The sequence below is a fragment of the Nostoc foliaceum FACHB-393 genome (assembly GCF_014698505.1).
GTDB classification, from domain to species: Bacteria; Cyanobacteriota; Cyanobacteriia; order Cyanobacteriales; family Nostocaceae; genus Nostoc; species Nostoc foliaceum_A.
In genome coordinates this window covers 1-26,050 of sequence record NZ_JACJTD010000056.1, presented here as the reverse complement: position 1 = coordinate 26,050, position 26,050 = coordinate 1, and the positions used below count along the sequence as shown (strand labels likewise).

The 26,050-nt window shown below is 41.6% G+C and carries 20 protein-coding genes, 1 tRNA gene and 1 CRISPR repeat array; of the genes, 18 read left to right on the top strand and 3 right to left on the bottom strand.

Annotation, left to right across the window (positions count from 1 at the left end):
- Positions 1-255: 255 nt before the first annotated feature.
- Positions 256-1,950 carry an eCIS core domain-containing protein gene (locus H6G92_RS29985; RefSeq protein WP_199345034.1) on the bottom strand — a complete coding sequence of 565 codons (1,695 nt, stop codon included), beginning with the start codon at positions 1,948-1,950 and terminating at the stop codon, positions 256-258.
- A gap of 190 nt (positions 1,951-2,140) precedes the next feature.
- Between H6G92_RS29985 and H6G92_RS29980 the strand changes: the two genes are divergently transcribed.
- The 11 genes from H6G92_RS29980 (at position 2,141) to H6G92_RS29930 (ending at position 15,219) form a co-directional block, all read left to right on the top strand.
- Positions 2,141-2,380 carry a hypothetical protein gene (locus tag H6G92_RS29980; RefSeq protein WP_190899290.1) on the top strand — a complete coding sequence of 80 codons (240 nt, stop codon included), beginning with the start codon at positions 2,141-2,143 and terminating at the stop codon, positions 2,378-2,380.
- Complete coding sequence (locus H6G92_RS29975; RefSeq protein ID WP_190899288.1) at positions 2,380-2,904, top strand: phage tail protein; 525 nt, start codon at positions 2,380-2,382, stop codon at positions 2,902-2,904. The genes H6G92_RS29980 and H6G92_RS29975 overlap by 1 nt, the downstream gene beginning before the upstream one ends.
- A 107-nt stretch (positions 2,905-3,011) precedes the next feature.
- Entirely contained in the window at positions 3,012-6,437 is a 3,426-nt protein-coding gene (locus H6G92_RS29970) for a hypothetical protein (RefSeq protein ID WP_190899286.1), read from the top strand.
- 38 nt (positions 6,438-6,475) lie between these two features.
- A complete protein-coding gene (locus H6G92_RS29965; RefSeq protein WP_190899284.1) occupies positions 6,476-7,033 on the top strand; it encodes a CIS tube protein in 558 nt (185 codons plus the stop codon).
- 80 nt (positions 7,034-7,113) lie between these two features.
- Complete coding sequence (locus tag H6G92_RS29960) at positions 7,114-8,847, top strand: VgrG-related protein (protein WP_190899281.1); 1,734 nt, start codon at positions 7,114-7,116, stop codon at positions 8,845-8,847.
- A gap of 42 nt (positions 8,848-8,889) precedes the next feature.
- Positions 8,890-9,387, top strand: coding sequence for a PAAR domain-containing protein (locus tag H6G92_RS29955; RefSeq protein WP_190899279.1), 498 nt, complete (start codon positions 8,890-8,892; stop codon positions 9,385-9,387).
- The gene (locus H6G92_RS29950) at positions 9,377-9,760 is read left to right on the top strand and encodes a hypothetical protein (RefSeq protein ID WP_190899277.1); all 384 of its coding nucleotides are present in this window, start codon (positions 9,377-9,379) and stop codon (positions 9,758-9,760) included. Before H6G92_RS29955 ends, H6G92_RS29950 begins: the two co-directional genes overlap by 11 nt.
- 275 nt (positions 9,761-10,035) lie before the next feature.
- Entirely contained in the window at positions 10,036-10,449 is a 414-nt protein-coding gene (locus H6G92_RS29945; RefSeq protein WP_190899275.1) for a GPW/gp25 family protein, read from the top strand.
- 221 nt (positions 10,450-10,670) lie between these two features.
- The gene (locus H6G92_RS29940) at positions 10,671-12,869 is read left to right on the top strand and encodes a putative baseplate assembly protein (RefSeq protein WP_190899273.1); all 2,199 of its coding nucleotides are present in this window, start codon (positions 10,671-10,673) and stop codon (positions 12,867-12,869) included.
- A 51-nt stretch (positions 12,870-12,920) separates the two neighbouring features.
- Positions 12,921-13,949 (top strand): phage tail protein, encoded by a 1,029-nt coding sequence (locus H6G92_RS29935; RefSeq protein ID WP_190899271.1) that lies wholly within the window; start codon positions 12,921-12,923, stop codon positions 13,947-13,949.
- 70 nt (positions 13,950-14,019) lie between these two features.
- Positions 14,020-15,219 (top strand): DUF4159 domain-containing protein, encoded by a 1,200-nt coding sequence (locus tag H6G92_RS29930; RefSeq protein WP_190899269.1) that lies wholly within the window; start codon positions 14,020-14,022, stop codon positions 15,217-15,219.
- Positions 15,220-15,299: 80 nt separating this feature from the next.
- Here the strand turns inward: H6G92_RS29930 and H6G92_RS29925 are convergent, their stop codons facing one another.
- Positions 15,300-16,502: a phosphoglycerate kinase gene (locus H6G92_RS29925; RefSeq protein WP_190899267.1), complete on the bottom strand. Its 1,203-nt coding sequence runs from the start codon at positions 16,500-16,502 to the stop codon at positions 15,300-15,302.
- 89 nt (positions 16,503-16,591) lie between these two features.
- On the opposite strand from H6G92_RS29925, the gene H6G92_RS29920 reads away from it, so the two are divergent.
- From H6G92_RS29920 to H6G92_RS29910, 3 genes are all read left to right on the top strand, one after another.
- Complete coding sequence (locus tag H6G92_RS29920) at positions 16,592-16,999, top strand: universal stress protein (RefSeq protein WP_190899313.1); 408 nt, start codon at positions 16,592-16,594, stop codon at positions 16,997-16,999.
- 275 nt (positions 17,000-17,274) lie between these two features.
- On the top strand, positions 17,275-18,480 hold the full coding sequence (locus tag H6G92_RS29915) for a murein hydrolase activator EnvC family protein (RefSeq protein WP_190899265.1): 1,206 nt from the start codon (positions 17,275-17,277) through the stop codon (positions 18,478-18,480).
- A 65-nt stretch (positions 18,481-18,545) separates the two neighbouring features.
- Positions 18,546-18,618, top strand: a tRNA-Arg gene (locus H6G92_RS29910).
- A gap of 329 nt (positions 18,619-18,947) precedes the next feature.
- Positions 18,948-19,346: direct repeats of the CRISPR family, unit length 37 nt; unit sequence CTTTCAACCCGCCTCTAGCTGGGAGGGGTGTTGAAAC.
- A gap of 461 nt (positions 19,347-19,807) precedes the next feature.
- Here the strand turns inward: H6G92_RS29910 and cas12k are convergent.
- Positions 19,808-21,718 (bottom strand): type V CRISPR-associated protein Cas12k, encoded by a 1,911-nt coding sequence (gene cas12k, locus H6G92_RS29905; RefSeq protein ID WP_190899263.1) that lies wholly within the window; start codon positions 21,716-21,718, stop codon positions 19,808-19,810.
- 68 nt (positions 21,719-21,786) lie between these two features.
- Here cas12k and H6G92_RS29900 point away from each other — a divergent pair, with 68 nt between their 5' ends.
- From H6G92_RS29900 to H6G92_RS29885, 4 genes are all read left to right on the top strand, one after another.
- Positions 21,787-22,218: a MerR family transcriptional regulator gene (locus H6G92_RS29900; RefSeq protein ID WP_190899261.1), complete on the top strand. Its 432-nt coding sequence runs from the start codon at positions 21,787-21,789 to the stop codon at positions 22,216-22,218.
- A gap of 80 nt (positions 22,219-22,298) precedes the next feature.
- Positions 22,299-23,912 (top strand): type I restriction-modification system subunit M, encoded by a 1,614-nt coding sequence (locus H6G92_RS29895; protein WP_190899259.1) that lies wholly within the window; start codon positions 22,299-22,301, stop codon positions 23,910-23,912.
- 48 nt (positions 23,913-23,960) lie between these two features.
- Positions 23,961-24,434 carry a hypothetical protein gene (locus H6G92_RS39790; RefSeq protein ID WP_190899257.1) on the top strand — a complete coding sequence of 158 codons (474 nt, stop codon included), beginning with the start codon at positions 23,961-23,963 and terminating at the stop codon, positions 24,432-24,434.
- Positions 24,431-25,948 carry a DUF262 domain-containing protein gene (locus H6G92_RS29885; RefSeq protein WP_190899256.1) on the top strand — a complete coding sequence of 506 codons (1,518 nt, stop codon included), beginning with the start codon at positions 24,431-24,433 and terminating at the stop codon, positions 25,946-25,948. The genes H6G92_RS39790 and H6G92_RS29885 overlap by 4 nt, the downstream gene beginning before the upstream one ends.
- Positions 25,949-26,050: the final 102 nt, after the last annotated feature.

Genomic DNA, 26,050 nt, shown 5'->3' with positions numbered 1-26,050 from the left:
CGCGAACGCGATCATATTTCAAGAGGTGTAGGATGGTTAAATTCTGATAATTTGACAATTTCATTTTAGTGGGAGAAGCCAAATAATAAATAATTGGGTTTCATTCTTCAAGGCAACTTACAAGAGCGGCGATCGCACCCTCATCAACCATCCATCATACATAAGCGATATCTACGACGGGCTATTCGGTGTTGCCTGACGAGAAACTTTATACCAAATTGCGATCGCACTAAATACTTTTATGATTGAACTGCCTTATACTTCTGTGATTGAACTTCCTTTCTTTCCATTGAATCCCCTTAACACTGGCCCCACCTTAGCCTTGTCTTTCATCCCCATGTTAACAATAGTCTTTTGTTGATCGTCATCATTGATAATTCCTTCCCATGTTTTGGTTTTTTCGTTGGTCTCTCCTTGGAGTCCGCTTCCATAAATTACATTGGTTAGCGCCTGGTCGTTGGCTCTTACTTGTCGTAGGTTTTCATGCTTGTATTCCTCTGCTTTTGTCGGCGAAATCACCAAGTCAAATGCGTCAAGGAATTCTCTTCCTGTCATTTGTTGGTACTGTGGCTCCAATTCTCCTTCTATAGATAGATCCTTCTTTGCTTCTATCAACTTGTTATCTAGATTTTCCTGCAAGAATTTATAGTGGACACCATAAATAGTTATCTTTTTTCCATTTGTGCTCTTCGTATATGGAGCTTGACTATTGCTAGGAAATATCAAGGTACGAGTGTTGCTTGCTGCCTGTTTTGCTACAGCCTCGTTTATTTCTATCTTCATCACAGACCATTCTTTTTTTGGGTTGTAGATGACAGCCGACACCAATGCTGCGTCTTCGTCATCTTTCCAGTAGTACATACCTTTCGTACCCAGTTCTCCCACGGATTCCTTCGCTGTATGAGAAGTCGTTATGGCGTTGTCAACGAAATCTTTCGCGCCGCCATGAAATAACGCTAATCGCTGTACTCTTGACTCAGTTGCCTCTTTCCCGCTTATGTATCGCTGCTTGAATGCCGGGACAGTCAAACGCTGTTTTTCCTTATGTTCTACAGACTCTTCACCTTTCTCTGTTTGTGGCTGCACCTCTCGCAATACCCCACCATTTTGCTGCACAACATGGGTCAACTCATGGGCCAACAACTCCTGTCCACCCCGGCTCCCAGGATTATATTCACCCGAACGAAAGAACACATCCTGTCCCGTAGTAAAAGCACGCGCCTGAATCGAGCGATTCAACTGATCGGATTGACCATCCGTGTGAACCTTCACCCCACTGAAATCAGCGCCAAACGCCTGTTCCATCGGTTGGCGGATATTGTCTGCGAGCGATTGTCCACCACCTCTTGCTTGGTTAATGGACGTTTCCAAGTCTGGTGTAGCAGCCATCCCAGCCTGAGGCTGCACCATCGGCTTCATCTGTAATTCTTCCTCTTCCTCTGGCAATGCTTCTCGTTGCAGTGTGCTGCTGTCCAGAGATTTCATCTGTAATTCTTCCTCTTCCTCTGGCAATGCTTCTCGTTGCAGTGTGCGATTGTCCAGAGATTTCATTTGCAATTCTTCCTCATCCTCTGGCACTGCTTCTCGTTGCACCAAGGGTGTGATGGAATTTGCCAGAGGTTTCATCTGCAATTCTTCTTCTGGCACTGCTTCTCGTTGGATAGACTGATGATTTACAGGTTGCGCCATTGTTTGCATTACCTGCTGTGCTACGCTATCGGCTTCCTGTTCGTAAATGTCTCCCGGCTGGCTAATTGAGAGTTTTGCTTGGCTACGCAGTGGTATGCGACTTATATCGTGAGTAACTGGTTTATGGAGCGGTTGTATTTTAGAAACTGCTTGGCGTGAAATTGTCGACGACTCCAAACCAAATCTGGGTGTCGGGTGTTTCAGGGATGGGATTGAGAAGCCTGTAGTAGTTTTTTTATTCCGGCTGATGTGTTCTCTCATTTTCTTATCCTGTTGCCCAAACCGTAGGTAGATAAATATTTTGTTGTTACTAACATCTAGAGTACTGCGATCGCATTTCCAGCACAATTCCTCAAAAATCTAAATCTAGGCAAATACTAAGTTCGACTTTTGGCTACTTTTGATTCTGATGCAGTACCTTTAGCCTGGATTCTAGGAGAGTTTTTTATTTATGGACTCAAATCAGAAACAAACTTTTTTTACATTCGATGGAGATGTTGGCGGTACTTCTGGCTACGCTGGGGTTTCAGTGACTTCTGATGCCAGTAAGGTCGCTATTGCTGCGGGTAAATACCTCAACGACTCACGGCTTTTGAACCAACTCACAGAGCACGTGTATAAACTCTTGCTAGAAGACCTGCGATCGCAGCGTGAAAGGCTAGGTAATTATAATTCCCAAAGGTGGTTGTGATGGCTACAGGCGCTAATAACGGCAATATTACCCACGAATTAAATTATGTCACTACTAATCGGTTCTACGTAGAGATAGACAGTTCCATCGCTGCATCTTTCGCTGAATGTACAGGATTAAGTATTCAAATTAAGAAAAATGTTTTTCAGGAAGGTGGTGTTAACGACCAGCAAAGAATTTATTTAGGTCATACAGAATTTGCAGACATAACTCTTAAACGTGGAGTTACCGATCATCCAGGTTTTTGGAACTGGATGAATGCAGTTTTTGATGAAAAAAAGAAAACATCTCGACGCAATGTCAATATTCTGATTTTCAATCAAGCTGGTGAAACGATGATGAGTTGGACTTTGATTGGTGCTATTCCTATAACCTGGAAAACACCTGCACTCCAAGCAGATGGAAAGGCAGTTGCAATTGAAGAATTAACTTTAGCCTATGAAGGTTTACAAGTTGCAAGAGCCACAGGAGGAGGTATTTCTGTACAACGAAATCAAAAAACAGGATATTTCGTTTCTAGCTAATTAACCATTTTTCCTCTATAACTATGCAAATTATTCAATTTTCACTAGGGAACAATCTTCATCCCCTTGGGATAAGATCATCTTTATCTAATTCTCATAAAATGCTAATGAGAAAAAACTCTCCTTCTCTGCATTTGCGAAGTAATATTATTAGTCCTATACAAACTAAATCACCATTAGTTACATCCTCTAAATTTTTATTGTCTCGTGAACATGAACCGTCTATCCAACCATTCATAGGTTGGGATAGTTGGGATAATCAAGATATAAATAGTGAGTTTCCATTACGTGAGGTTGATTATTTTGATTCAATAGCTTCACCAGAAAATAATAATATTAATAGTAACAAATCGGCAAGAAATAGTATTCTAGAGATCATGCCAACTCGCATTAATAACAATACGAGTAATGAGTCATCATTAAAAATAAATATTCAAGGTAAATCTAAATCAAAAAAAATAAATAAATCTCAACAGTCAGCAGAAAAAAAACCAAAGCCAAAATCTAAGGCTAAAAAAGCAGTCAAATCATCAGCGGCTAATAATGTTGATAAATTTGTTGACGAAAGTAATATTGTTCTTAATCTTAATGAAGATAGCTTGTTAGCATTAGATGAGCCGCTATCTGTTGAGCCTAATTCGGAAATACCTACATTACAACGGGATATTGCTTCAGACAATACTACGATAGAAGCTTTTTCTGCTAATAGTATAAACCCTATCATAACGGCATCTAATCCGCCAAGTATTGAAGATAATTCAACTTTACCCAGAAATATTGCTAACGATGAACTGCAATTAAATTCTGAGTTACCATCTAGTTTACCCAGTCCAGAGTTGTTGGGTGTAGAAAGTATTTTACCATCAAAAGAAAAGATTGAATTAGACAAAAGCCCAAGTGAATTATTTGAAAATTCGCCTATAGAATTTCCTGCGCCTAATAATGTGGAGGAATTATTTAGCCCGTCTAGTAACTTTCCTAATAATGAACAACAAGTAATCTCAGAAGCATCAGAATCATCAGAATCAGTTAATAGCTCAGATATCCCAGACAGCAAAACGCCATCAAAACAGAATATAAAAACATATCAATATCCTTCCATAGTTGATAATCAAAGCACCGCTTCAGAAACAAGTTTAATCCAAGCAAAAGAGGTTTCACCAAGCTTAAAATATCCATTAAATTCAGAAGATCCATCACATATAAATAATAATTTTGAGACAATTACAGGCATTGCAGCAGACTTAATATTAGAAAGCATTCCAAATAATTTCGTCACAGATAATGAGGTGGCTGATAATTCTCTAGTAAATGCTAACGATACAGCATTTACTTCACCTGATGTTGATGACACACTTTATTCTTTGGGGAATGATGAAAATCCTGTAGAGACTTATAGATATGCGCCCAAAGCGCATGTTTCTATACCTAATTCTGAGTCCTTAATTGCAAAAAAAACTATTACAGTACAACAAGAAATTAACTCTAGTGTTACGAGTGAGTCTTCAGCCAGTACGCCTGTTCAGTTAACACCTACCTCTGTCGATATTGAAGATACACCTAGTTTGTTTAGAAACTCTGATAATAATGAACAGTTAGTTACTTCAGAGTCACAATCTACTATGGCAGTTAATGTTTCAGATGTCTCAGCAAATATTATTTCACTGGAACTTGACGGTAATGTGGAGAATACTACCAGCGATTCTACAGAGAATCAGCCGATCTTAGCACCACCTGAAATTGGTGAAACGCCAACAATTACCACCGCATCACCTGAGATTCCTGAAACACCAGTAGTTAGCACCGCATCACCTGAGATTCCTGAAACACCAGTAGTTAAAGCCACATCACCTGAGATTCCTGAAGCACCAGTAGTTAGCGCCACATCACCTGAGATTACTGAAGCACCAGTAGTTAGCACCACATCACCTGAGATTCCTGAAGCACCAGTAGTTATCGCCACATCACCTGAGATTCCTGAAGCACCAGTAGTTAAAGCCACATCACCTGAGATTGCTGAAGCACCAGTAGTTAAAGCCACATCATCTGAGATTGCTGAAACACCAGTAGTTAGCGCCACATCACCTGAGATTAGTGACGCACCACTTACCGCCACATCATCTGAGATTACGGAAACACCACTTAACGCCATATCACCTGAAATTGGTGAAACTGCTATGTCTAACGACAAGCCGCTAGGAGTCTACACACCATTAATTACCGCCACATCGCCTGAGATTGTTGAAACTCCAACAATTACCACCACATCACCTGAGATTAATGAAACTGCGTCTAACGACAAGCCGCTAGACATCTACGCGCGAATTACCGCCACATCACCTGAGATTGCTGAAACACCAACAATTACCGCCACATCACCTGAGATTAGTGACGCACCACTTACCGCCACATCACCTGAGATTGCTGAAGCACCAGTAGTTAGCGCCATATTGCCTGAGATGAATAAAACTGCAAGTATTTTCAGGAAAATTATTGACAATGAACAAACAGTAGAATCAGAATTTCCCACTGCGGTAACAAATCCTGAAATATTAACCTTTGTTGATACCTCAGAAAATTCAATCTCCCCACAAGATGAGGTAAGCACAGCACCTAAAGTTGAGCAAAATACGACCATTGAAAATTTGCCAGCACCTAAAGGTTATGCTACTGGCGGTCATGTGACAAACTCCCACTTTGACAATCGTCAGCAGATAGCACCCTCGGATACTGTACCTGCAATGCTTACGCCTGGAGAGTTTGTGATTAATACCAGGGATGCACAGAAAAATTTACCTCTACTACATCACATCAACACTGGTGGAACACCGCAGGATATTATCCTCCCAAGTTTACAGACACCCAATCCCACAGAACCAGAAGAAACAACTTCTCCAGAGGCTCCGACTAAAGTCGATTCTTTTCCTGACACTTCATTACAGCTAAAAAGCGCTGAGACTGATTCATCTCAGGTATCTAATTCTTTAATTCCTTCTTCATTGGGGTTGAATATTGGAAAACAGAGGCTTTCTGTCCTCAATTCTCCACAGCTTAATCTTCTTCAAAACGAAACAATTGATGTAGGTGAACCTTCACCTCAATACTCATCGCCTCCCCTGATTTTCCGAAAAGCAAATTCTACCACTAATACACCTTCTCAATGGTCGAGTGTCGAAGATTTACTAAATGGAAATAATGATGATTTCACTAGCTTTAATTTTAGTGATGGAGAATCTAACAGCCAAAATTATGAATTTTCTCATGTTTCAGAATCACCACAAGTTTTTGCTAAACACCTTCCTTCACCTAGAGGTTTTGCTGATGGTGGAGAAGTCACGCCACCTGACATATCTAGAGAAATAGAACCGATAACTGAGACCATAGAGAACACATCCTCATCTTCTGAAGGAGATGAAAAAGATGATCCGGCTGATCTTGAAGCTCTAGCTCGTGAAATTTATAGCAGATTACGACAACGGATAGAAATTGAGCGAGAACGTCATGGCGGTTACTCAGGTAGATTACCTTGGTAAATTTCTATTCAATAATTAATTTTTGGAGAGATACTTAAATGGCAAGTCCAGCAATTATTGTTATTCAAAAACTTAAACCACAACTTGAGAAAGCCAAACTTGTAGCTTATAACAATGAAGCGCCAGATATTGAATTAATGTTTAATCCTACAGATATTAGTTTTGCTCGGACTGTTAAGTGGGAAAGTAAGGATGGTAATAGAGGAACTACTCTACTTCCGAAAGTAAACTTTTCTGGCGTTGACCCTTACAAATTCACCCTTAAACAGTTACTTTATGATACTTATGAAACGAAAGAGTCTGTGATGAAAAAATATATAGACAACATTAAGAAAGGTGTAGAAACTATCAGTAAAGCAACTGACAAACGACCACCTGTCTATATATTTACATGGGGAGAAGAGTATTTTTATTGTGTAATCACGAGTTTAACCTACACTTTAAATATGTTTTTGAGTGATGGTACACCAGTCAGGGCACTGGTAGATATAGCCTTGCAAGAAGTAGATAAGAATAACCTGCCTGGAGGACGTAAATCTGATTCTAAAGGCAACGCTCGTGCAACAGATAAAAAGGGTCAAAAACTGATTAAGTAAAACATATAAAGTAATAAATTAGTATTTACTTTGTCATTAAAGGCTGCTCTAAAGATTTTACAACTTATCAAATAATAGTTATGCCTCCTAAAAAAAGCCTTTATTTAAGCGAACCTAAAATACAGATAGATGAACAACCTGCTTCGCCTGAATTAATGAAGGATTTGTTGCAAATCACAATAGAAGAAAGCCTTCATTTACCAGCAATGTTTACGCTAGTAATCCATAATAGCTATATTCCCACATCTGATCGAGCAGAAAATAAGGCTTGGCGACATGATCAGTTGTTTAAGATTGGTAAAAAAGTGAAGTTGGGTTTTACTTCAAGTACTACTCTAGATAATAATTTTCAAGAAGAGGTAGGAGAATTCATTATTGAAGGCGAAATTACAGCGATGGAAGTTCACTTTAATGAAAAATCTGAAGCTGATATAATTGTTCGCGGTTATGATATTTCTCATCGTCTGAATAGAGGTCGTTATAATCGTTCTTTTTTAAATGAAACTGATAGCGGTATAGTCAAAAAAATAATTCAAGAAGTAGGTATAAAACCTGGCAATATAGAGCCAACTGGTGAAGTTCATAAGTATGTCTTCCAAGAAAATCAAACGAATATGGAATTTTTGCGGGAAAGGGCTGCTCGCATTGGTTTTGAGTTATTTATTACCGAGGAAAAACTCAATTTTTGCAAACCAAAAACTCAGGGAGCTTTATCATTAAAATGGCTAGTTGATATTAATAAATTTAGTACTCGTGTTACTAGTGCTGAACAGATAAGTTCTGTAGAAGTACGCGCCTGGGACTATACCCAGAAAAAATTGATTAGTGGAATAGCCAACAAAGAGAAGCAAACAACCCAGACAGGTAATAAGCTAGGAAGTAGTACGAGTAATGCATTTTCTAATCTTAAGTCTCCGAAAATGATTGTTGTAGATAAACCTGTTGCCAGCAAAAAACAAGCAGATACGATGGCTCAGGCTTTGTGTGATGAACTAGGAGGAGAATTTGTTTACGCAGATGCTAAAGCAGAAGGGAATCCTGAGATTCGTCCTGGACGGGTTATTAGTCTTGAGGATATGGGCGATCGCTATAGTGGTAAGTATTATGTTACAGAAACCCGCCATTTCTTTAATCAGCGCGTTTATGAAACTGAGTTCAGCGTGCGGGGACTACGTTCTGGTAACTTATTCACAACCCTATCTCCAGAAAAACGTCTACAGCCATCTGAAACTTTATTAGTCGGAATTGTGACTGATAATAAAGACCCAGAGAAAATGGGCAGAGTGAAGGTCAAGTTTCCCACTCTCACAGAAGACCATACAAGTGACTGGGCCAGAGTTGTAGCTGTGGGAGCAGGCCCAAACAGAGGTTTTGACTGTTTACCAGAGGTAAACGATGAAGTTTTGGTAGGTTTTGAACATGGCGATATCCATCGTCCCTATGTCATTGGCGGGGTATGGAACGGGAAAGATGCACCACCGGAAAAGGTGAGTGATTCAGTGACAGGTGGTGTCAGATTACGCACAATTAAAACTCGTGTTGGTCATGTTCTACAGTTTGTTGAAGAGGATAAAGGAAGTAGTAAAAAAGGTATTCGCGTAGAAACTGAATACGGTCACAAAATATATCTTAACGATAGTCAGAAGTGCATAGAGATTGAAACCAAAGGCGGCCATAAAATCAAAATGGACGACATGGGTAAATCTGTTTCAGTGAAATCAACAGGCAATATGTCATTAGATGCTGCTGGAAATATAGACATTTCAGCCAACGGTACGATTACAGTCAAAGGTGCGTTGATTCGACTTAATTAATTTGTAATTCGTAATTCGTAATAAACACAATAGGAGGTTGTGATGGGTAGACCAGCAGCAAGAATTACCGACAATGTAGCGCATCCCTTACCCCCAGTTTTAACAGGAGGGCCAGGTAGTCCCAATGTGTTGATTGGGTCTTTACCTGCGTGGCGGGGTGTGCTTGCAGCAGCAGTACCAGGTTTGCAGTCTGCTAAAACATCTTCTGATATAGCTATCAAAGCGGCTGAGGCTGCTACCCTAGCGGCGGCTGGTACACCAGGGGCACCTGCTGCTTTAGCCGCCGAACAAACTACAAAGACAACGGCAGCTTCTACTATGGGTAGTGCGATCGCTGCTGCTGCTGCTGGTGCTGATATTCATAATTGCGCCACACCCTTACCCTTACCTCCCCACGGCCCTGGGGTTGTGATTGATGGTAGCCAGACTGTGCTGATTAACAATCTGCCTGCTTCTCGCATGGGCGATACTGTTTTAGAAGCATTAGGGCCGCCGAATAAAATTATCAAAGGTAATCCCACTGTTTTGATTGGCGGGTGATTGGAGAGGCAGGGGGCAGGGGGCAGAGGAATACTGCACCCGCGAGTATCAAATACTCATCCGCGAATATCAAAGACTCATCCGCGAATATCAAAGACTCGTCCGCGAATATCAAAGACTCATCCGCGAATATCAAAGACTCATCCGCGAATATCAAAGACTCGTCCGCGAATATCAAAGACTCGTCCACGAGTATCAAAGACTCTCCCGCGAATATCAAAGACTCGTCCGCGAATATCAAAGACTCATCCGCGAATATCAAAGACTCATCCATGAGTATCAAAGACTCTCCCGCGAATATCAAAGACTCGTCCGCGAATATCAAAGACTCATCCGCGAATATCAAAGACTCGTCCCAATACGCTTGGGTTAAGGTTATTGGTGTGGATAATTGGTCTTTGAAGACGCGATAAATCGCGTCTCTACATCAATGTTTTGTTGCTCATTCTGAACTGTATTGAAACTCGTCCGCGAATATCAAAGACTCGTCTATGAATCTTAATTTTATACCAACATTACAGTTACAAATCATTCTCCCTCTGCCCCCTGCCCCTCTGCCTCTTCATCCTCGACCTTTGGCGAATAGGCTTAAACCCTCTGTGCCGATATCTTTGAAGATATCCATGTACAACTGTTTAAGTGCCAGATATGGTTTATGGTCGTGAACGAGCCTATTTGGGAACAGGTTGGGCTTATCCACTGCATTTAAGTGTGCAAGGCGGGATACAACTTAGCCGTGAAGATCAAAAAGTTAAAGAATCTATTTGGATTATCCTCCGCACCGGAGTAGGTGAGCGGGTTTATCGACCTACCTTTGGTTCGCGCTTGTCTGAACTGGCGTTTGCACCTTTAAGTAGCGATACCCTACTGCGAATCCGTCTTTATGTCTTGGAAGCTTTAGAAGTCTGGGAACCACGCATTACTATCGATGAAGTTATCACCGATCCTGACCCTGTGCGTGGCAGAGTGGACATCATTATCAATTATCGACTCAAAGACGGCCCCGATATTTATAGTTTTGTTTATCCTTATTATTTGGTTTCAGCTGGGGAGGAAGCATGATCCGAATTAAAAATTGAAAATTGAAAATTAAAAATTAATACGACTTACGCAAAATATCTCTCAAACTCTGATTTCTCTGTGCCCTCTGTGCCTCTGCGGTAGCCTGCGGCAAGCCGAAGCGTCTACGTTATTCCGTAATTTATGCGTAAGTCCTAATTAAAAAAGCTAAATTTTATCTGGGTTTCTAGGTTTGTATCTGTCACATTCTTTTTTAAATTGGTATGAACTTTGATTTTTTACCGAAATTACCTTCTTCTAACTTAGACGATCGCGCCTTCGATGATTTGGTGGAAGAATGTATTATGCGTATTCCGCGCTACTGTCCAGAATGGACTGACCACAACCTCAGCGACCCTGGAATTACGCTAATTGAGTTATTTGCTTGGTTAACTGACCAGATGTTGCTCAGATTTAACCAAGTACCTCGAAAAAATTATGTAGCTTTTCTAGAATTACTGGGTATTCGTCTCCAGCCTCCCGCCCCAGCCCGCACGGAATTAACTTTTTATTTAAGCGCTGCACTACCAGAAGCCTACACTATTCCAGCAGGATTGGAAGCCTCAACTATCCGCACTGAGACAACAGAAGCGATTACCTTCAGCACAGATTCTCCTCTAATTATCGGCAAACCCCGCATCCAACATTTCTTAACTGCCCAAACCACCGAAGATATTCCCCAATCTCTGCGCGAAAGAGTCACAACTTCATGGACTCGTCAATCTAACGGTTACTGGACAGGTAATGAACAACCGATTTTTGAAGAGGAACCCCAGCCTGGGAACTGCTTTTATTTAGCAATTAATTCTGATGATCCTTTAGACGCTAATGTTTTAGAAATTATTTTCCAAGGGGCTGCGGCTACCCCTGCTGGTATTAACCCCAATCAACCACCTCGAAAATGGGAAGCCTGGGATGGGGAAAATTGGCAATCAGTTTTATTACAAGAGTCAGATGATAAGACTCGCGGCTTCAGTTTTTACGAAATCGCCCAGGAGGGTGGAAACCCATCTCAAGGTGCAGAAGTACGTCTGCATTTACCTCAAATTTGGCCTGTGGCTAATTTTACCTCTTACCGAGGTCGCTGGTTGCGCTGTAGTTTTATTAGTACAGAAGCCAATGAATCTGGTTACAATCGTCCGCCACGAATTATTGGTTTAGCAGTGCGGTCAATTGGCGGTACTGTTAGGGCTAGTCACAGTACGCTGATTCAAGATGAGCGCTTGGGGATTAGTGATGGTACACCTGGCCAGAGTTTCCAATTACAAACAGCACCAATTTTAGAACGGAAAGAAAATGAGTATATTTTAGTTACTCCGGCTGGTGGTTTGCCGCAGAAGTGGACTGAGGTGAGAGATTTTGCTGATTCTGGGCCGCATAATTTCCATTACACCATCGATTCGATCACTGGTACAATCCAGTTTGGGCCGCTGATTCGGGAACCTAGCCAACTTAAACAGCAAACCCAAGTGCGATCGCGAATTCAGCAACCACAACTAGACAACACATCTGTACAAGTTCTTGATAATAACCAGTCTGAACACCAGTATGGGGCGATTCCTCCCCGTGGATCAGAGATTAAAATGGTTGCTTATCGTACAGGCGGTGGCAGAGAAGGCAATGTTCAAGCTGGAGCGATCCAGTTTTTGAAGTCTGCATATCCTTATATTGCTAGTGTGATCAATCCTGTACCAGCAATCAATGGGGCGGATGCCGAATCGCTGGAGCAAGCTGTGATGAAGGCTCCCCGCATCCTCCGCACGCGCGATCGCGCCGTCACTGCTGAAGATTTTGAAGTTTTAACTCAACAGGCGGGTGCAGGTGCGATCGCCCGCGTCCGTTGTTTGCCAGCAAATTCTCGTAGACAAGCTGGTATAGTTAGTCTGCTGGTAGTTCCATTTGCAAATACAGATGCGATCGCTCAAGGCAATGGCATGAGACCAGAAGAATTTGCCCTGAGTAATGCCCTCCAAGAGCAAATTTTGAGTTATTTAGATGAAAGACGGTTATTAGGGGTACAAGTAGAGTTACAAGAACCAAATTACGTAGGTGTTTCTGTACAGACAGAAATTGCTTTAGAGCCAGCATACAACAACCCTTTTGCCAGCGAAGAAATTCGCCGGAATTTAAGGCGATCGCTGTATAAATATTTAAATCCCTTGACTGGAGGAATCGACGGCAAAGGTTGGCCATTTGGGCGACCAGTTTATACATCCGATATTGTGGCATTACTGCAACAAACCCCAGGCGTGCGTCATTTAGGCCCCGTTTTACTATTTCCCATCCGCAAGCAAGGAGAAAATTGGCGGCGACAACCATCGCCAGAACAATTGATTGACCCAGGTTCGGAAGGTTTAATATGTTCTTGGGCTGATACTAATCTGCGTTCAAATCACGACATCCAAATCATTCGTAATTCGTAATTCGTAGTTCGTAATTTGTCATTTGTCAGTAGTTATTCTCCCCCCAAACCTATGGTTCAAAGTCGCTCTAGTCCATCTGTACGCATTCAATTAACGCCAATGCAAATTCCTGAAGCTTTACCTGTGGCAGGTTTAGCATTTGCGAACGCAGATATGGATGTTGCTGGACGTACTTTACTTTTGCATCCTGGACATCCCAGTGAGATGATTGTACAAGTGCAAAACTTAGAACAGCGTCCTTTGCGGGTAAGCTTAAGCGTTGAGGGAAACTTCCCGTCCCAGTGGTGTCAGATTGGCACAGAAGGCAGTGAAATACCGCCTCGTGGACAGATGGATGCTGTCCTCTACTTCTCAATTCCTGACACATTTTTTGAAGATCAAGAAGCGATCGCTCCTGGAAAAAAAGACAAACTGACGCTCAATTTTCGTAGTCTAGTTACTCTACATATAGACCCAGGCACTGACAACGAACAAATCGAGAGAAGCGAGTATTTCGATTTATACATCCGTCCCTACACTGCTTACATGGAATTCTTGCCAATTTTGTATCGGGAAGTAGACTTTATTGGTCGCTTCATGAAAATATTTGAGCAAGCTTTTCAACCAATAGTTAATAGTTACAATGTCATGTGGGCAAACCTCGATCCCTTGACAGCACCGCAAGCACTACTACCCTTTATGGCTCATTGGGTTGCTTGGCAAGTAGATTCAGTTTGGGATCTTCAACAACAGCGGCGTTTAATTCGCCGGGCTGTAGAACTTTATCGCTGGCGAGGAACTCGTAAAGGATTACGCCTCTATTTACATCTTTATACTGGTTTACCGCTAGACGAACATTTACCTAATGAAGCTGATAAACATATCAGTATCACAGAACCTTTTGGGCCAAGTTTCATCATAGGAGATGCCCAACTAGGAAATGCAGTTTTAGCAGGTGGACAACCATATCACTTTATAGTGCGTTTGCGTTCAAATATTTCTAGTGGCATTATTAATGAGCAACTGATTCAAAGGATCATAGAGCAAGAAAAACCTGCTTTCTGCACATACGAATTATCTATCGAAAATCCCCCTAATTAAATAATTCGTAATTTGTAATTAAGTAAAATTAAACAGACTTTTAATCCAAAATCTAAAATCCAAAATTACTATGTCCCATCCTTTTCCACCCCCACCAATTAAATCCTTTGAACGCCTACAAGCCGCAGACGGGTTACTAATTAATGCTGAACGCTGGCGCACAGCCCATGATTACCACCGTAATCGGCAAAATGCCCAATATCAAAGTTTAAACCAACCAGGAATTGTCTGCGGTTTAGGCGTTCGAGATGTGACTGCCCCAAGCCAAGTTGAAGCTAAATATCGAGATGGACGTTGGGTGCAAATTCAACCTGGTATTGCAATTGATTTAGCAGGTAATTTAATTGTTGTACCGACTTCTTATGATTTTCCCATTGATATAGAAGTAGCAAGTTCTGAACCACTCATGATCTACTTAGTAGTTAGCTATGTAGACCCTGACGAATTGCGGCGCGGACAGCAAAGAGATATTGTTCAAGAAACTTATCGAATTGACCAAAGGAACTCTACACCACTCAGTTCAGAAATAGAAATATGCCGCATACTCCTGCAACCAGGGCATACTGAAATTAACCAACCTGCGGATGCTTTCTTTCCTGGATATAACAATATTGATTTGCGTTATCGCCGTCAAGCACAAATGCGTCCCCAAGCACTTGTGTGTATGGCGCAGGCGAATCATAGCGATCCAGAATGTGCGCGTAATTTTTTCAGCCTTTCATATTTGTTACAAGCAGTAGAACCCTTATATCCTAGTTTGCGAGGGGCTGATGAACCAGGGCAGGTTTCTTTAGGAGAAAATATTCAAGATTATGACCTACTTTATCTGACCGGCGGACAAGCCATATCTTTAAATAGTCTCGAATTTGAATCTCTAAAAAATTACTTAAATTTAGGTGGTGTGCTTCTAGTTGATGCACCAACAAACGCTAATGCTCTCATTGAGAGTACTCAAGCATTAGCACAACAGTTAGAAAGTCCTTTAAGACCTTTAGAAGAATTGCAACGGAGTCATCCTTTAAGGACAAAACCTTTCTTATTTGCTGCCTTGCCAATGGTTAATCAACAGCAGATTAAACTGTCAATTGGTGGAGGAATTATTTTAGCAATTGGAGATTTAGCAACTGCTTGGGGACTGGATAGAGAATTAAATTTACCCAGATTGACCATTCGCACAGCCCAGGAATTAGGAATTAATATTCTTCACTATGCTTGGAAGCGGCGACAGTTGATCGGTTTGCAACAGGAAGATAATTCAGGGCAGTGGTGAAAGCCAAGTTAGTAGATTGAGTACTGCTTTAATGTAGAGACGTTACATGTAACGTCTCTACATAATTCTAAAGATGGCTATTAAGCATCATCTAAAGCCGCAATTCCAGGCAATACCTTGCCTTCAAGCAACTCCAAGCTAGCGCCGCCGCCGGTGGAGATGTGGCTCATTTGGTCGGCTAAACCAACCTTTTCCACAGCCGCTACTGAGTCACCGCCGCCAATGATCGTGGTTGTGCCAGTTTTACCGATTTCGGCGAGAGTATGAGCGATCGCTTCCGTACCTAAGGCAAACTTATCAAACTCAAACACACCCATTGGCCCGTTCCAAATTACCGTTTTGGTATCTGCAAGAGCTTCTTGGAAAAATTTCACCGAGTCTGGCCCAATATCCAAACCCATCCAACCATCTGGGATATTCTCAATGCTAACGGTTTGAGAATTGGCATCAGGGGCAAAGTTATCTGCCAATACCACATCTGTAGGAAGCAATAAAGCAACGCCCCGTTCTTTAGCCTTAGCTTCCAAAGACTTCGCTAGTTCTAGCTTGTCTTCTTCTACCAACGACTTACCGACATTCAAACCACGGGCTTTGTAGAAGGTGAAAATCATCCCACCGCCGATGATCAGTTTGTCGCATTTTTCCAGTAGCGTTTCAATCACGCCAATTTTGCTAGAAACTTTGGAACCGCCAATAATTGCTGCCAAAGGACGTTGGGGATTTTCAATGGCGTTTTGCAGATATTGCAATTCCTTTTCAACCAAATATCCAGCCACAGAAGGGCTGAGGAATTTAGTTACACCTTCAGTAGAAGCATGGGCGCGGTGTGCAGTACCAAAAGCATCATTTACATAAAAATCAGCATTAGCTGCCAATTTTTTCGCAAATTCTGGGTCGTTTTTCTCTTCTTCTTTGTAAAAACGGACATTTTCCAGTAACAGCACTTGACCATTTTGCAACGCGCCAACTTTAGCTGCAACTTCATCACCAATGGAGTCATCAGTTTTAATGACTTCTTGCCCCAGTAACTCAGAGAGACGCTTGGCAACGGGAGTTAGGCGTAATTTGTCATCCACACCCTTGGGACGACCAAAATGGCTTGCGAGAATGACCTTAGCACCCTTCTGCGTCAAATCTTTGATGGTTGGTAAAGCTGCGCGAATGCGAGTATCGTCGGTAATGTTGCCTTGATCATCCACAGGCACATTAAAGTCAACCCGCACTAAGGCACGTTTCCCAGATATATCAGCCGAAGATAAACTTGCTAAACTTTTTTTGGACACACCAAACTCTCCTGATTGCCTTTTTGTTATTGTTTTGAAAGTAGAACCATCAAGATTTTACCGGAGTCAGGGGTGCCCAAGTGACAGATATATTTAAGACAGTACTATTTCCTATTGATCAAAGCCGGGAAACACGGGAAGCTGCTGATGTTGTTACCAACGTAGTTAAAAAGTACGGCAGTCGCTTGGTACTGCTGTCTGTGGTAGAAGAACCGCCTCCAGACGCGCCTAGTCCAGATCCGATGGTGTCACCAGAGGTAGTTGCCAAACTGCTAGAAAATGCTCAATCTTTATTTTCTGGGCAAGGAATTCAATCCGAAGTCCTGGAAAGACAAGGCAAACCAGCTTTTACTATCTGCGATGTCGCTGATGAAATTGGGGCAGATTTAATTATTATGGGCTGTCGGGGTCTAGGCTTGACTGAAGAGGGAGCGGATGATAGTGTTACCACTCGCGTGATTAACCTTTCCCCTTGCCCAGTGCTGATTGTGCCTTAGCAGTGATCAGTGCCCAGGAGCGAGTGTGTTGCTCAATGCTAGAATCTATCCCACTAATGCAAGAATGTGGTAATTTACTTCGCCTTAAGTCCCCACTGAATTCTGATTACAGAATTCAGTGGGGACTTACGGTGTAAAAGTTAATGCTGACATAGCTGGAATCCTTGTGTTACAACTTGGCAGACCAATTTAATAATGCATTGGAATGGGTGAATCAGATTTTGGGAATAATCCTCATAGTGTATGAAAGCATCATTTTGATTGGGCTGCGCACTATGAGAGCGCAATTTCTAAGAAAAAAGCCAATTTATTACTGTTTATTTATTGCATTTTGTTGCATTTTGTGGATTTATTTGGCATTAATTCCAGCTGACGCAACGTCTACAGGGTCTATTGATACTCTGCGACAACAGCAGCAACAAATGAACCAGCAGCGTCAGAGTGTGGTTAACGATCGCGATCGCTTAACAAATCTCCAACAAGAGGCCCAAAAACACCTCACTGGTTTAAAACAAAATCTGCAAGCTACAGATAACTATATTCAAGAGAGCGAATCACGATTACAACTCGCCACCCAACGCCTCCAGCAGTTGGAAACTGATTTAGCTGTGGCGGAACGTTCTTATGAAGAGCGGCAAATAGCAACAGTAGCACGATTGCGTTATCTTCAGCGATCGCCTGCATCTGTTGGATGGGCAGTTTTGCTCCAAAGTCAAAATATCAGTGACTTTATCAGCCGTCGTCATCAGTTGAAGTTAGTGTATCAGGCAGACGAACAAATTTTGCTAAAACTCAATGCCCAAGCAAACTTGATAAATCAACAAAAAACGGACGTAGAACAGCAAAAAAACGAAATTGCCTTGATTCGTGAGCAACTGTTGGCACAAAAAGCCGATTATCAAACCCAGGCGCAATCACAATCAGAATTAATTCAACGCCTCAATAGCGATCGCCTAGCCTTAGAAGCAGCGCAAAACCAGCTAGAGAGGGAATCAAAAAATCTGGAAGCCTTGATTCAACAAAAGGTAGCAGAAGCCAGAGCAACAGAGGAGGCGCAAGCAAAAACCAACAGCCGTACCAGTGTCATCATTCGGGGAACTGGAGTAATGGCATATCCTAGCGATGCTTATACTAGCAGTCCGTTTGGCTGGCGAATGCACCCTGTTCTCGGCTATCGCCGGTTTCATGCTGGGTTAGATTTTGCCGCTAGTTATGGTAGTACAATTCGGGCAGCCGATTCGGGAAAAGTGATTTTTGCTGGGTGGTATGGTGGTTATGGCAGAGCCGTAATTATTGACCACGGCAATGGTATTACTACGCTGTACGGACATAGCAGCGAGTTGTATGTTGCTGACGGACAAGCAGTTGAACGCGGACAAGCGATCGCGGCTGTCGGTTCCACAGGTTTATCAACTGGGCCCCACCTCCACTTTGAAGTCCGTCGGAATGGTACACCCGTAGACCCAGCTAATTATCTTTAACCCAAAAACCAAGTTTTTCTAGGCTGCAAATTTTATCACAGACGTGCTATAATGTGTAAGACTAAGGGCGCGTAGCTCAGTGGATAGAGCAACAGATTCCGGTTCTGTGGGTCGGGGGTTCAAATCCCTCCGCGCTCGTTACCTGTACATTAACTAATTATTTGTCACTGTTAACAGATTGATGTCACTGTTAACATATTAGCTGTCACATTCATATACTGCTATATATTTATAAGTATGGCAGTATTATCCTTGTGCATCTAACTTATAACCGGATTAATTATTCACTAATAGAGCCAGAGGTCATTCCCTCCAAACAAAGAATCTGTTGCTCTATCCTTTCAACCCACCTAAAAACTTGTCAGCTTGTTATCGAAATTGAGAACCAGTCACAAAAAGTCGATAAAGCTTTTAAAGTAATGCTAATACCGAGAAAGAGCTAATTTAAGAACAAGATGGTATATATTTTTTCAACCCGCTTCTAGCTGGGAGGGGTGTTGAAACTTAATAAAGCAATTCGGGCTGAAAAAGCGGCTACCCCTTTCAACCCGCCTCTAGTTGGGAGGGGTGTTGAAACTTTTTGCATAAGATACAGTCGTGCTACTCAGCCTTTCAACCCGCCTCTAGCTGGGAGGGGTGTTGAAACCTAAGCTTTGCTTTTCGCCGATTGTCCACATCTGCTTTCAACCCGCCTCTAGCTGGGAGGGGTGTTGAAACTTTGGTCATTTTAGAAATAGTTAGGTATCAGTAGTCCTTTCAACCCGCCTCTAGCTGGGAGGGGTGTTGAAACTCGGAGTATGCGAGAAATTCAGCTTTATTAATGAAACTTCTTTCAACCCGCCTCTAGCTGGGAGGGGTGTTGAAACTCTGCGCTTCAAACCCTTGATTTACCAATAGTTCTGAAGGCATTTTTGTCACGTCTCCCAAAACCGCCCTTCAGTTAATACTTAAAAAAGTAAATCAACTGACACATTAAAGGCTATAAACCTTATTAAACAAGTGATTTAAAGTTTTGGCAGGAGTCCCAGGGAAATCGCCCCCGCTTTACCATGCCAAAAAATAAATTAAGGTGGGTTCCTCCTTGCTCGGAGGTGATTCAGTAGCCACCACTGCGGTAAACCCGCACCTCTATTACTGGGGGCGCACCTAATTCCTATCCACAAGGGACAGCAGCATCAAGGTGGGCAGCTACCAGGGTCAGAAAGCAAGACTGTTTAACAGCAGTCAAACTAACCCAAATTTACACAGCACAGAGGCTTATAACAAGCATGAACTGCGGCGCTGTTGAATTTTCTTATTTTATTATCAAGGTTCGGTGTTTTGTCAATCAGTTTATTTTGCGAGAATGATAAGCCGCGATCGCTAATTCTTTCGCTTTCTCTTGTGGACTACCTCGAATTGGCTGTTTTGACTCCTCTATAACAATTCCAGCTTTAGCAGCCGACGAGTGAATATTTGCCATCAATCTGCCGTAACTCCACTGATGGACGCTAACTCGGTACTGTTTAGCATACTTTTGTTGAACTTCTATTAAGTCTGATTTTTGTTCAGCTTTGGCTTGAACCTCACTTTGAACTTGTTCTCGCATATTGTCCAAGTTAGGTAGAACCATACTTCCAGCAGAGTATGTTTGGGCGATCGCAATAATCTCTTTCGCTAGTAATCTGTCTATATATTCCCCTAACTCCGATTCTCGAAACTGATTTGGTGCAGCAAGCGTTTGAGCTACTTGGCGTTGATGGGATAAAGAGTGCTTTTGCTGTCGCTGTCGATTTAGCAGTTTGTAGTTATCACCAAGTAGTTGTCTGATGCTGCGATAGGTAATTACTTGACCTGTAGTGCCGTCTACTACCGCTAGTGTTGCAGGTTTTTCTAAGCCAAGGCTAATACCAACAAGAATATGAGATTGTCCTTTATATAAAGGTTTAGTGGGGCGAGGAAAAGGATTATTAATTGTATCTAAAGTAGAGTTTTGCCGTTTTATATGGGCTTGCTGTTCTTCATTAAGCTTGCCTTTGGCTTTTGTATTGGTGATAATTTTAGCGATTTTTTCGGCTTTTTCTTCCCTTACTTGATTGGTTCCTTCAGTTGTCCATAGACGGGTATCTACAGAACAGTAAAGAGTTAAGCGATTAACATTCCAAGGATCGCCTTTGCCTTCCTCTTCTTGCCAAGCAATACGCCCACTACGCAGGGTGAACAGGCTACTGGAGTGTTGATTTTTGCTATTTTTCTTAATTTGTTGATCTTCTAGGAAACGTTGAAACCAGTGAAGTTGGCGAGAATCACAATACACTTGAAAACTATGCTCACTCAAACCGTTGAATTTTACACAGATACGCCCAAACTGGTTTTTAAACCAAGTCATGTCTTCGTTGCTTTCGTAAGCTACCGGAAAAGGTACTTTGCTAGATTGCCTTAAAAGGCTGTCTTGCCAAGATTTCGCCTCGGCTTCATTTGTTGGAACATCTTGGGTAGCAACAACAAGAGTTTCTAACCAATTAGCATCGGTTAAATCTCGCCCTTTGGGAATTCGTGTTTCTAGCTGTTCTCTAAGGCGTTCAATCTGAATTTCAAGTTTACGACGACGTTGAGCAAATTTTTTAGGATCTTCCTCTTTCTCGGTGATTTTGCAACCATTTTTGAGCAAATAGCTGATAGCGCAACGAGTCAAGTTATCTTCTGCGTTGCCGTAAGCCTCAAATAAATTCTTTGATAAACTGCGATCGCTATCTGAATTTTGAGGTTTCTTGCGCTTTTTAGCTTTTTTTACATTCGTTGATTGAGTTTCAGCAGTATTGAGGGAAGCAAATTTAACCAAAATTTCAGCAGCTTTAGTGCGAAGACTATCTAAGCTGACACCACTACTTTCTACCAATTCAACATCACTGTTGAGCATTTCCAACCAGCGAATTTTGCCTTCTAGTTGGAACTGCGATCGCTTCATTAGCGCAAACCATGATTTATATATGTAGTTCACCAATGCGATCGCACTCGTATAAAACCGTCCAGACTGACCAATAAAGCTAGAGTCAGTTTTCAAAGGTTCGCAGAGTTCTTTGACAACGCTAGTGGGGTGTTTGCCCTTTTGTCGCCAAGTCTCAAACTCTGGGTGTTGACTTACCTGACGTAGTAGTTCATTAATCAATGGCGTATTTAACTCCGTCATCAACTCCCATAGTTTCTGGCGTGATGACTCTGAGGCTACAAGGCGACACTGAATAGTGATTTGGCTCATCGCTTTAAAACAATATTGTCTAATACTAACATAATTGTATTAAACGAGTCTTCTGTAAAATAAATTGTATGCAGGAGACATTTTTTACAAGCAAGGAAGCTGCTGAAATCACAGGCTGCACCCTTCGTCAGCTACAGTATTGGCGAGAGAGGGGGGTAATTGTTCCTGTAATTAGTGATACTGGGACAGGACGTAGTATTTATTACTCAAAATCTAATTTGCTGGAACTGGCTGCAATGTCATATTGGCTATCTGTGGGTTTAAGTTTTGACATAGCCAGCACCACGCTCAAAAAGCTGAAAGACCAAGAGCCGGAGTTATTTACTTCAGGTAAAGGTAAGCGGTTTATGTTGTTGTCCCAAGCGCAGGAGCGATCGCTTGAGCTTGTGGAGTTTGACAAAAAAAAGGCGATCGCATCTTTGGATGAAGGTAAGCCTGTGATTCCGGTGTGGTTGGACGTGATTTATCAGCAGTTGCGTCAAAAGTTGGATAAAAATTAAGGCTCTTATTACAAAGCAGACACCACTGTACTTTAAACTGTTACAACTATTGGGATGCGATCGCCTTCTGTACTGGCAACATGAATCACACGACACACAACACTATTGTTAACTTCATCTGGAATATTGCCGATGATGTATTAAGGGATGTCTATGTACGCGGCAAGTACCGAGATGTAATTCTGCCAATGACGGTACTGCGGCGTTTGGATTGCTTACTGGAACCAACTAAGGAAAAGGTTCTTGAGCGTTACAAGGTGCTGGAAGAAGGCAACTTTGGGCAGAATGCTGTAGCACAACAGCTTCCCAGAATACCTGGTTATGTATTTTATAATACTTCCAAATTTACATTTAAAACTTTACTCGATTTTCCTAGTCAAATTCGGGCAAACTTTGAAAACTATCTAGATGGCTTTAGCGATAATGTACAAGAGATTATTGCTAAGTTTAAGCTGCGGAATCAAATTGAAACTTTAACAGAAAGTAATAGGCTTTATGCACTGATTAATAAATTTGTTTCCAATCATATTAACCTAAGTTCTGAACCTGTTAAAAACTCTGAAGGAGAAATTATTCTTGAGGGATTAACTAACCTTGAGATGGGTTATGTGTTTGAAGAGTTAATCCGCAGATTTAATGAAGAGAATAACGAAGAAGCGGGGGAACACTTCACTCCCCGTGACATCATTCAACTAATGGTGAATCTAATATTTCTCCCGATTGAAAATGAGATTCAAGGTGGTACTTACTTGGTATATGACGACGCTTGTGGTTCTGGGGGAATGTTGACAGAATCAGAAGCGTTTATTCAACAGCTTGCTGAAAAAAAAGCCAAAAAGGTAAAAATCGAGCTATACGGTCAGGAAGTCAACCCAGAAACATACGCCATTTGTAAGTCGGATATGTTGATTAAGGGTCGTGACCCGGAAAAAATTTGGTTCGGCTCAACGATTTCTCATGACAAGTTTGCAGATTTGCAGTTCGACTTTATGCTTGCTAATCCTCCCTATGGCAAGTCATGGACTGTAGATCAGGATGCTGTGTTTGATGGCAAGAAGAAGGAAGTTAAAGACTCGCGTTTTGCTGTAGAACATCCTGATTTAAAACCAGGAGAAAAGCTGACTCTGTTACCCCGTAGCAGTGACGGTCAATTGTTATTTTTGGTGAATATGCTCTCCAAAATGAAGCAGTCAACTGCTTTGGGTAGCCGGATAGCAATTGTTCATAATGGTTCGGCTTTGTTTACTGGGGATGCAGGTGGCGGAGAGAGTAATATTCGTCGCTGGATTATTGAAAATGATTGGTTAGAGTGCATCATCGGCTTACCTTTAAATATGTTTTATAACACGGGTATTGCTACTTATATTTGGGTGCTATCTAACCGCAAACTTCAATCCCGTTTAGGAAAAATACAATTAATCGATGCTACGGAATGGTATGGGAAATTAAGAAAGAATTTGGGTAAGAAAAATTGTGTATTAACCCAAGCAGATATTCAAAGAATTACAGAAACATTTTTGGAGTTCGAGAAAACAGAACAATCTAAAATTTTTGATAACGAGGATTTTGGTTATCACAAAATTACTGTTGACCGTCCTTTAAGGCTGACATTCCAAGTTACACCGGAAAGAGTAGAGCAGTTTTTAGCAGTAAGCCTGACTAATTCATCTCCTAAAAAAGGTAGTGTAGGATAACAGGAAATACTGCTAAATCTCACCTCTAATACAAAACATGGGGTAATTTTGGGAATATTAAAGGACTTGTTTAACAGTGAACCTCACAAAGATTTTAATAGAGTCAAGCAGGAATTTGAAAAAGCACTGAAGGCAGAAGAAATTAAATTTACGGCTAAAGATTTAAAGCTGGTTTATGACACATTCACATACAAAGATGAAACGGCGGAACCTGTAATTAAGAAAAAAACGAAGGATGTGGTAGTTTATGAGCCGGATTCTGAGTTGCGAGATACTGAAAATGTGCCATTGAAAGAAGATATTGAAGAGTTTTTTGCTCGTGAAGTGCTACCCCATGTACCCGATGCTTGGATAGACCATGAGAAAACGGTAAGGGGTTATGAAATTTCTTTCACTAAATATTTTTATAAGTTCAAACCGTTGCGGAGTTTGGAAGCAATAGCAGCAGATATCTTTGCTTTAGAAGCAGAGACAGAAGGCGTTTTACGTCAGATTGTTACTGGGGAGAACATTGCAAAATGAAAGAGATTCGGGGCGACGCTAAAACGATTCGTGGACTTCTTGGTGGGAATAAATATGCCATTGACTATTATCAACGAGAATATAAGTGGCAAACCAAACAGCTTCAAGAACTTCTGGAAGACTTAGCAGGGAAATTCTTTAATGATTTTGAGCCAAGCCATGAACGCCAAGCCGTTGAAAATTACGGGCATTACTTCCTGGGGTCAATTATTATTAGTCAGAAGGAAAGCAAGAAATTTATTATTGATGGACAGCAACGGCTCACCACCATATCTCTGTTGCTAATTTTCCTACACAATCTGCAAAAGGCTCATCCAGACCAAGTAAAACTAAATGACTTGATTTTTGCAGAGAAGTTTGCTAAAAAATCTTTTAATTTGGATGTTGAGGAGCGTAATGCTTGCATGGAAGCTCTCTTCAATGAGATTCATTTTGATGACACCGATCAACCGGAGTCAGTAAAGAATATTGTTGCGCGTTATGCCGATATTAAAGAATATTTCCCACAAGATTTAACTAAAGAAGCTTTACCCTACTTTATTGACTGGTTGATAGAGAACGTCCACATCGTTGAGATTACAGCTTACTCAGATGAGGATGCCTACACCATTTTTGAAACGATGAATGACCGGGGGCTATCTCTTTCACCTACGGATATGCTTAAAGGCTTTTTGCTGGCGAATATCAGTGATGAAGCTAAAAAGGTTCAGGCGAATCAGCTTTGGAAAAAGCGTGTGAGTGAATTGATAGAGTTGGGCAAAGATGAAGAAGCCGATGCGATTAAAACTTGGCTTCGCAGTCAGTACGCCCAGACTATTCGGGAACGTACAAAAGGTGCTGTTCCTGGTGACTTTGACCTCATCAGTACAGAGTTTCACCGTTGGGTACGTGACTATAAGCTGGACATTGGACTTAACAAAAGTGCTGATTTTGTGCGCTTTATAGAGCGAGATTTACAATTTTATAGTGGTCAATACGTGCGCTTGCGGAAAGCCTCGACTTCCTTGCAAACAGGTCTGGAGGAAGTCTTCTACAATGCCCAAAACGGTTTTACCCTTCAATATCTCTTGATGCTTGCTCCTCTTGTTCCTGATGATACAGCCGAAGTAATTGATCAGAAAATTCGTTTAGTGGCAAGTTTTATTGACATTCTTCTCGCCCGTAGGTTGTGGAACTCCCGAACCATTACCTACAACACTATGCAATATGCCATGTTTGTCGTTATGCAGGAGATTCGGAGAACAACACCTGTTGATTTGGCAACACTTCTGCGTAAGAGATTAGACGCTGAAACAGAAGTTTTTAGTTCTAATGATCGGTTGCGGCTAAATCAGCAAAACTACAAAGCTATTTACCACTTTCTTGCTCGTATTACAGACCATATAGAACAGCAGTCAGGGCTAAGATCACGATACAGCGAATACATTGCCGCTGGTAAAAATAGATATGAGATCGAGCATATTTGGGCAGATAGCTATGTACTTTACAGCTTGCGGGGGGACAAAATGGTTTAGAATGCTTATATTGCAAAGAGTGTAGCAATTTGTGGTAAAAGAAAAAGAGCCTTCATTCGCAACAAGCTCTATTTAATGATAATGTTACCAGAATTCTACGAG

Coding starts and splice junctions, on each gene's coding strand:
- H6G92_RS29965 (WP_190899284.1), top strand. CDS start 6,476: ATGGCAAGTCCAGCAATTATTGTTATTCAAAAACTTAAACCACAACTT.
- H6G92_RS29895 (WP_190899259.1), top strand. CDS start 22,299: ATGAATCACACGACACACAACACTATTGTTAACTTCATCTGGAATATT.
- H6G92_RS29940 (WP_190899273.1), top strand. CDS start 10,671: ATGAACTTTGATTTTTTACCGAAATTACCTTCTTCTAACTTAGACGAT.
- H6G92_RS29935 (WP_190899271.1), top strand. CDS start 12,921: ATGGTTCAAAGTCGCTCTAGTCCATCTGTACGCATTCAATTAACGCCA.
- H6G92_RS29960 (WP_190899281.1), top strand. CDS start 7,114: ATGCCTCCTAAAAAAAGCCTTTATTTAAGCGAACCTAAAATACAGATA.
- H6G92_RS29885 (WP_190899256.1), top strand. CDS start 24,431: ATGAAAGAGATTCGGGGCGACGCTAAAACGATTCGTGGACTTCTTGGT.
- H6G92_RS29915 (WP_190899265.1), top strand. CDS start 17,275: ATGAGAGCGCAATTTCTAAGAAAAAAGCCAATTTATTACTGTTTATTT.
- cas12k (WP_190899263.1), bottom strand. CDS start 21,718: ATGAGCCAAATCACTATTCAGTGTCGCCTTGTAGCCTCAGAGTCATCA.
- H6G92_RS29930 (WP_190899269.1), top strand. CDS start 14,020: ATGTCCCATCCTTTTCCACCCCCACCAATTAAATCCTTTGAACGCCTA.
- H6G92_RS29975 (WP_190899288.1), top strand. CDS start 2,380: ATGGCTACAGGCGCTAATAACGGCAATATTACCCACGAATTAAATTAT.
- H6G92_RS29900 (WP_190899261.1), top strand. CDS start 21,787: ATGCAGGAGACATTTTTTACAAGCAAGGAAGCTGCTGAAATCACAGGC.
- H6G92_RS29980 (WP_190899290.1), top strand. CDS start 2,141: ATGGACTCAAATCAGAAACAAACTTTTTTTACATTCGATGGAGATGTT.
- H6G92_RS29985 (WP_199345034.1), bottom strand. CDS start 1,950: ATGAGAGAACACATCAGCCGGAATAAAAAAACTACTACAGGCTTCTCA.
- H6G92_RS29970 (WP_190899286.1), top strand. CDS start 3,012: ATGAGAAAAAACTCTCCTTCTCTGCATTTGCGAAGTAATATTATTAGT.
- H6G92_RS29945 (WP_190899275.1), top strand. CDS start 10,036: ATGGTTTATGGTCGTGAACGAGCCTATTTGGGAACAGGTTGGGCTTAT.
- H6G92_RS29955 (WP_190899279.1), top strand. CDS start 8,890: ATGGGTAGACCAGCAGCAAGAATTACCGACAATGTAGCGCATCCCTTA.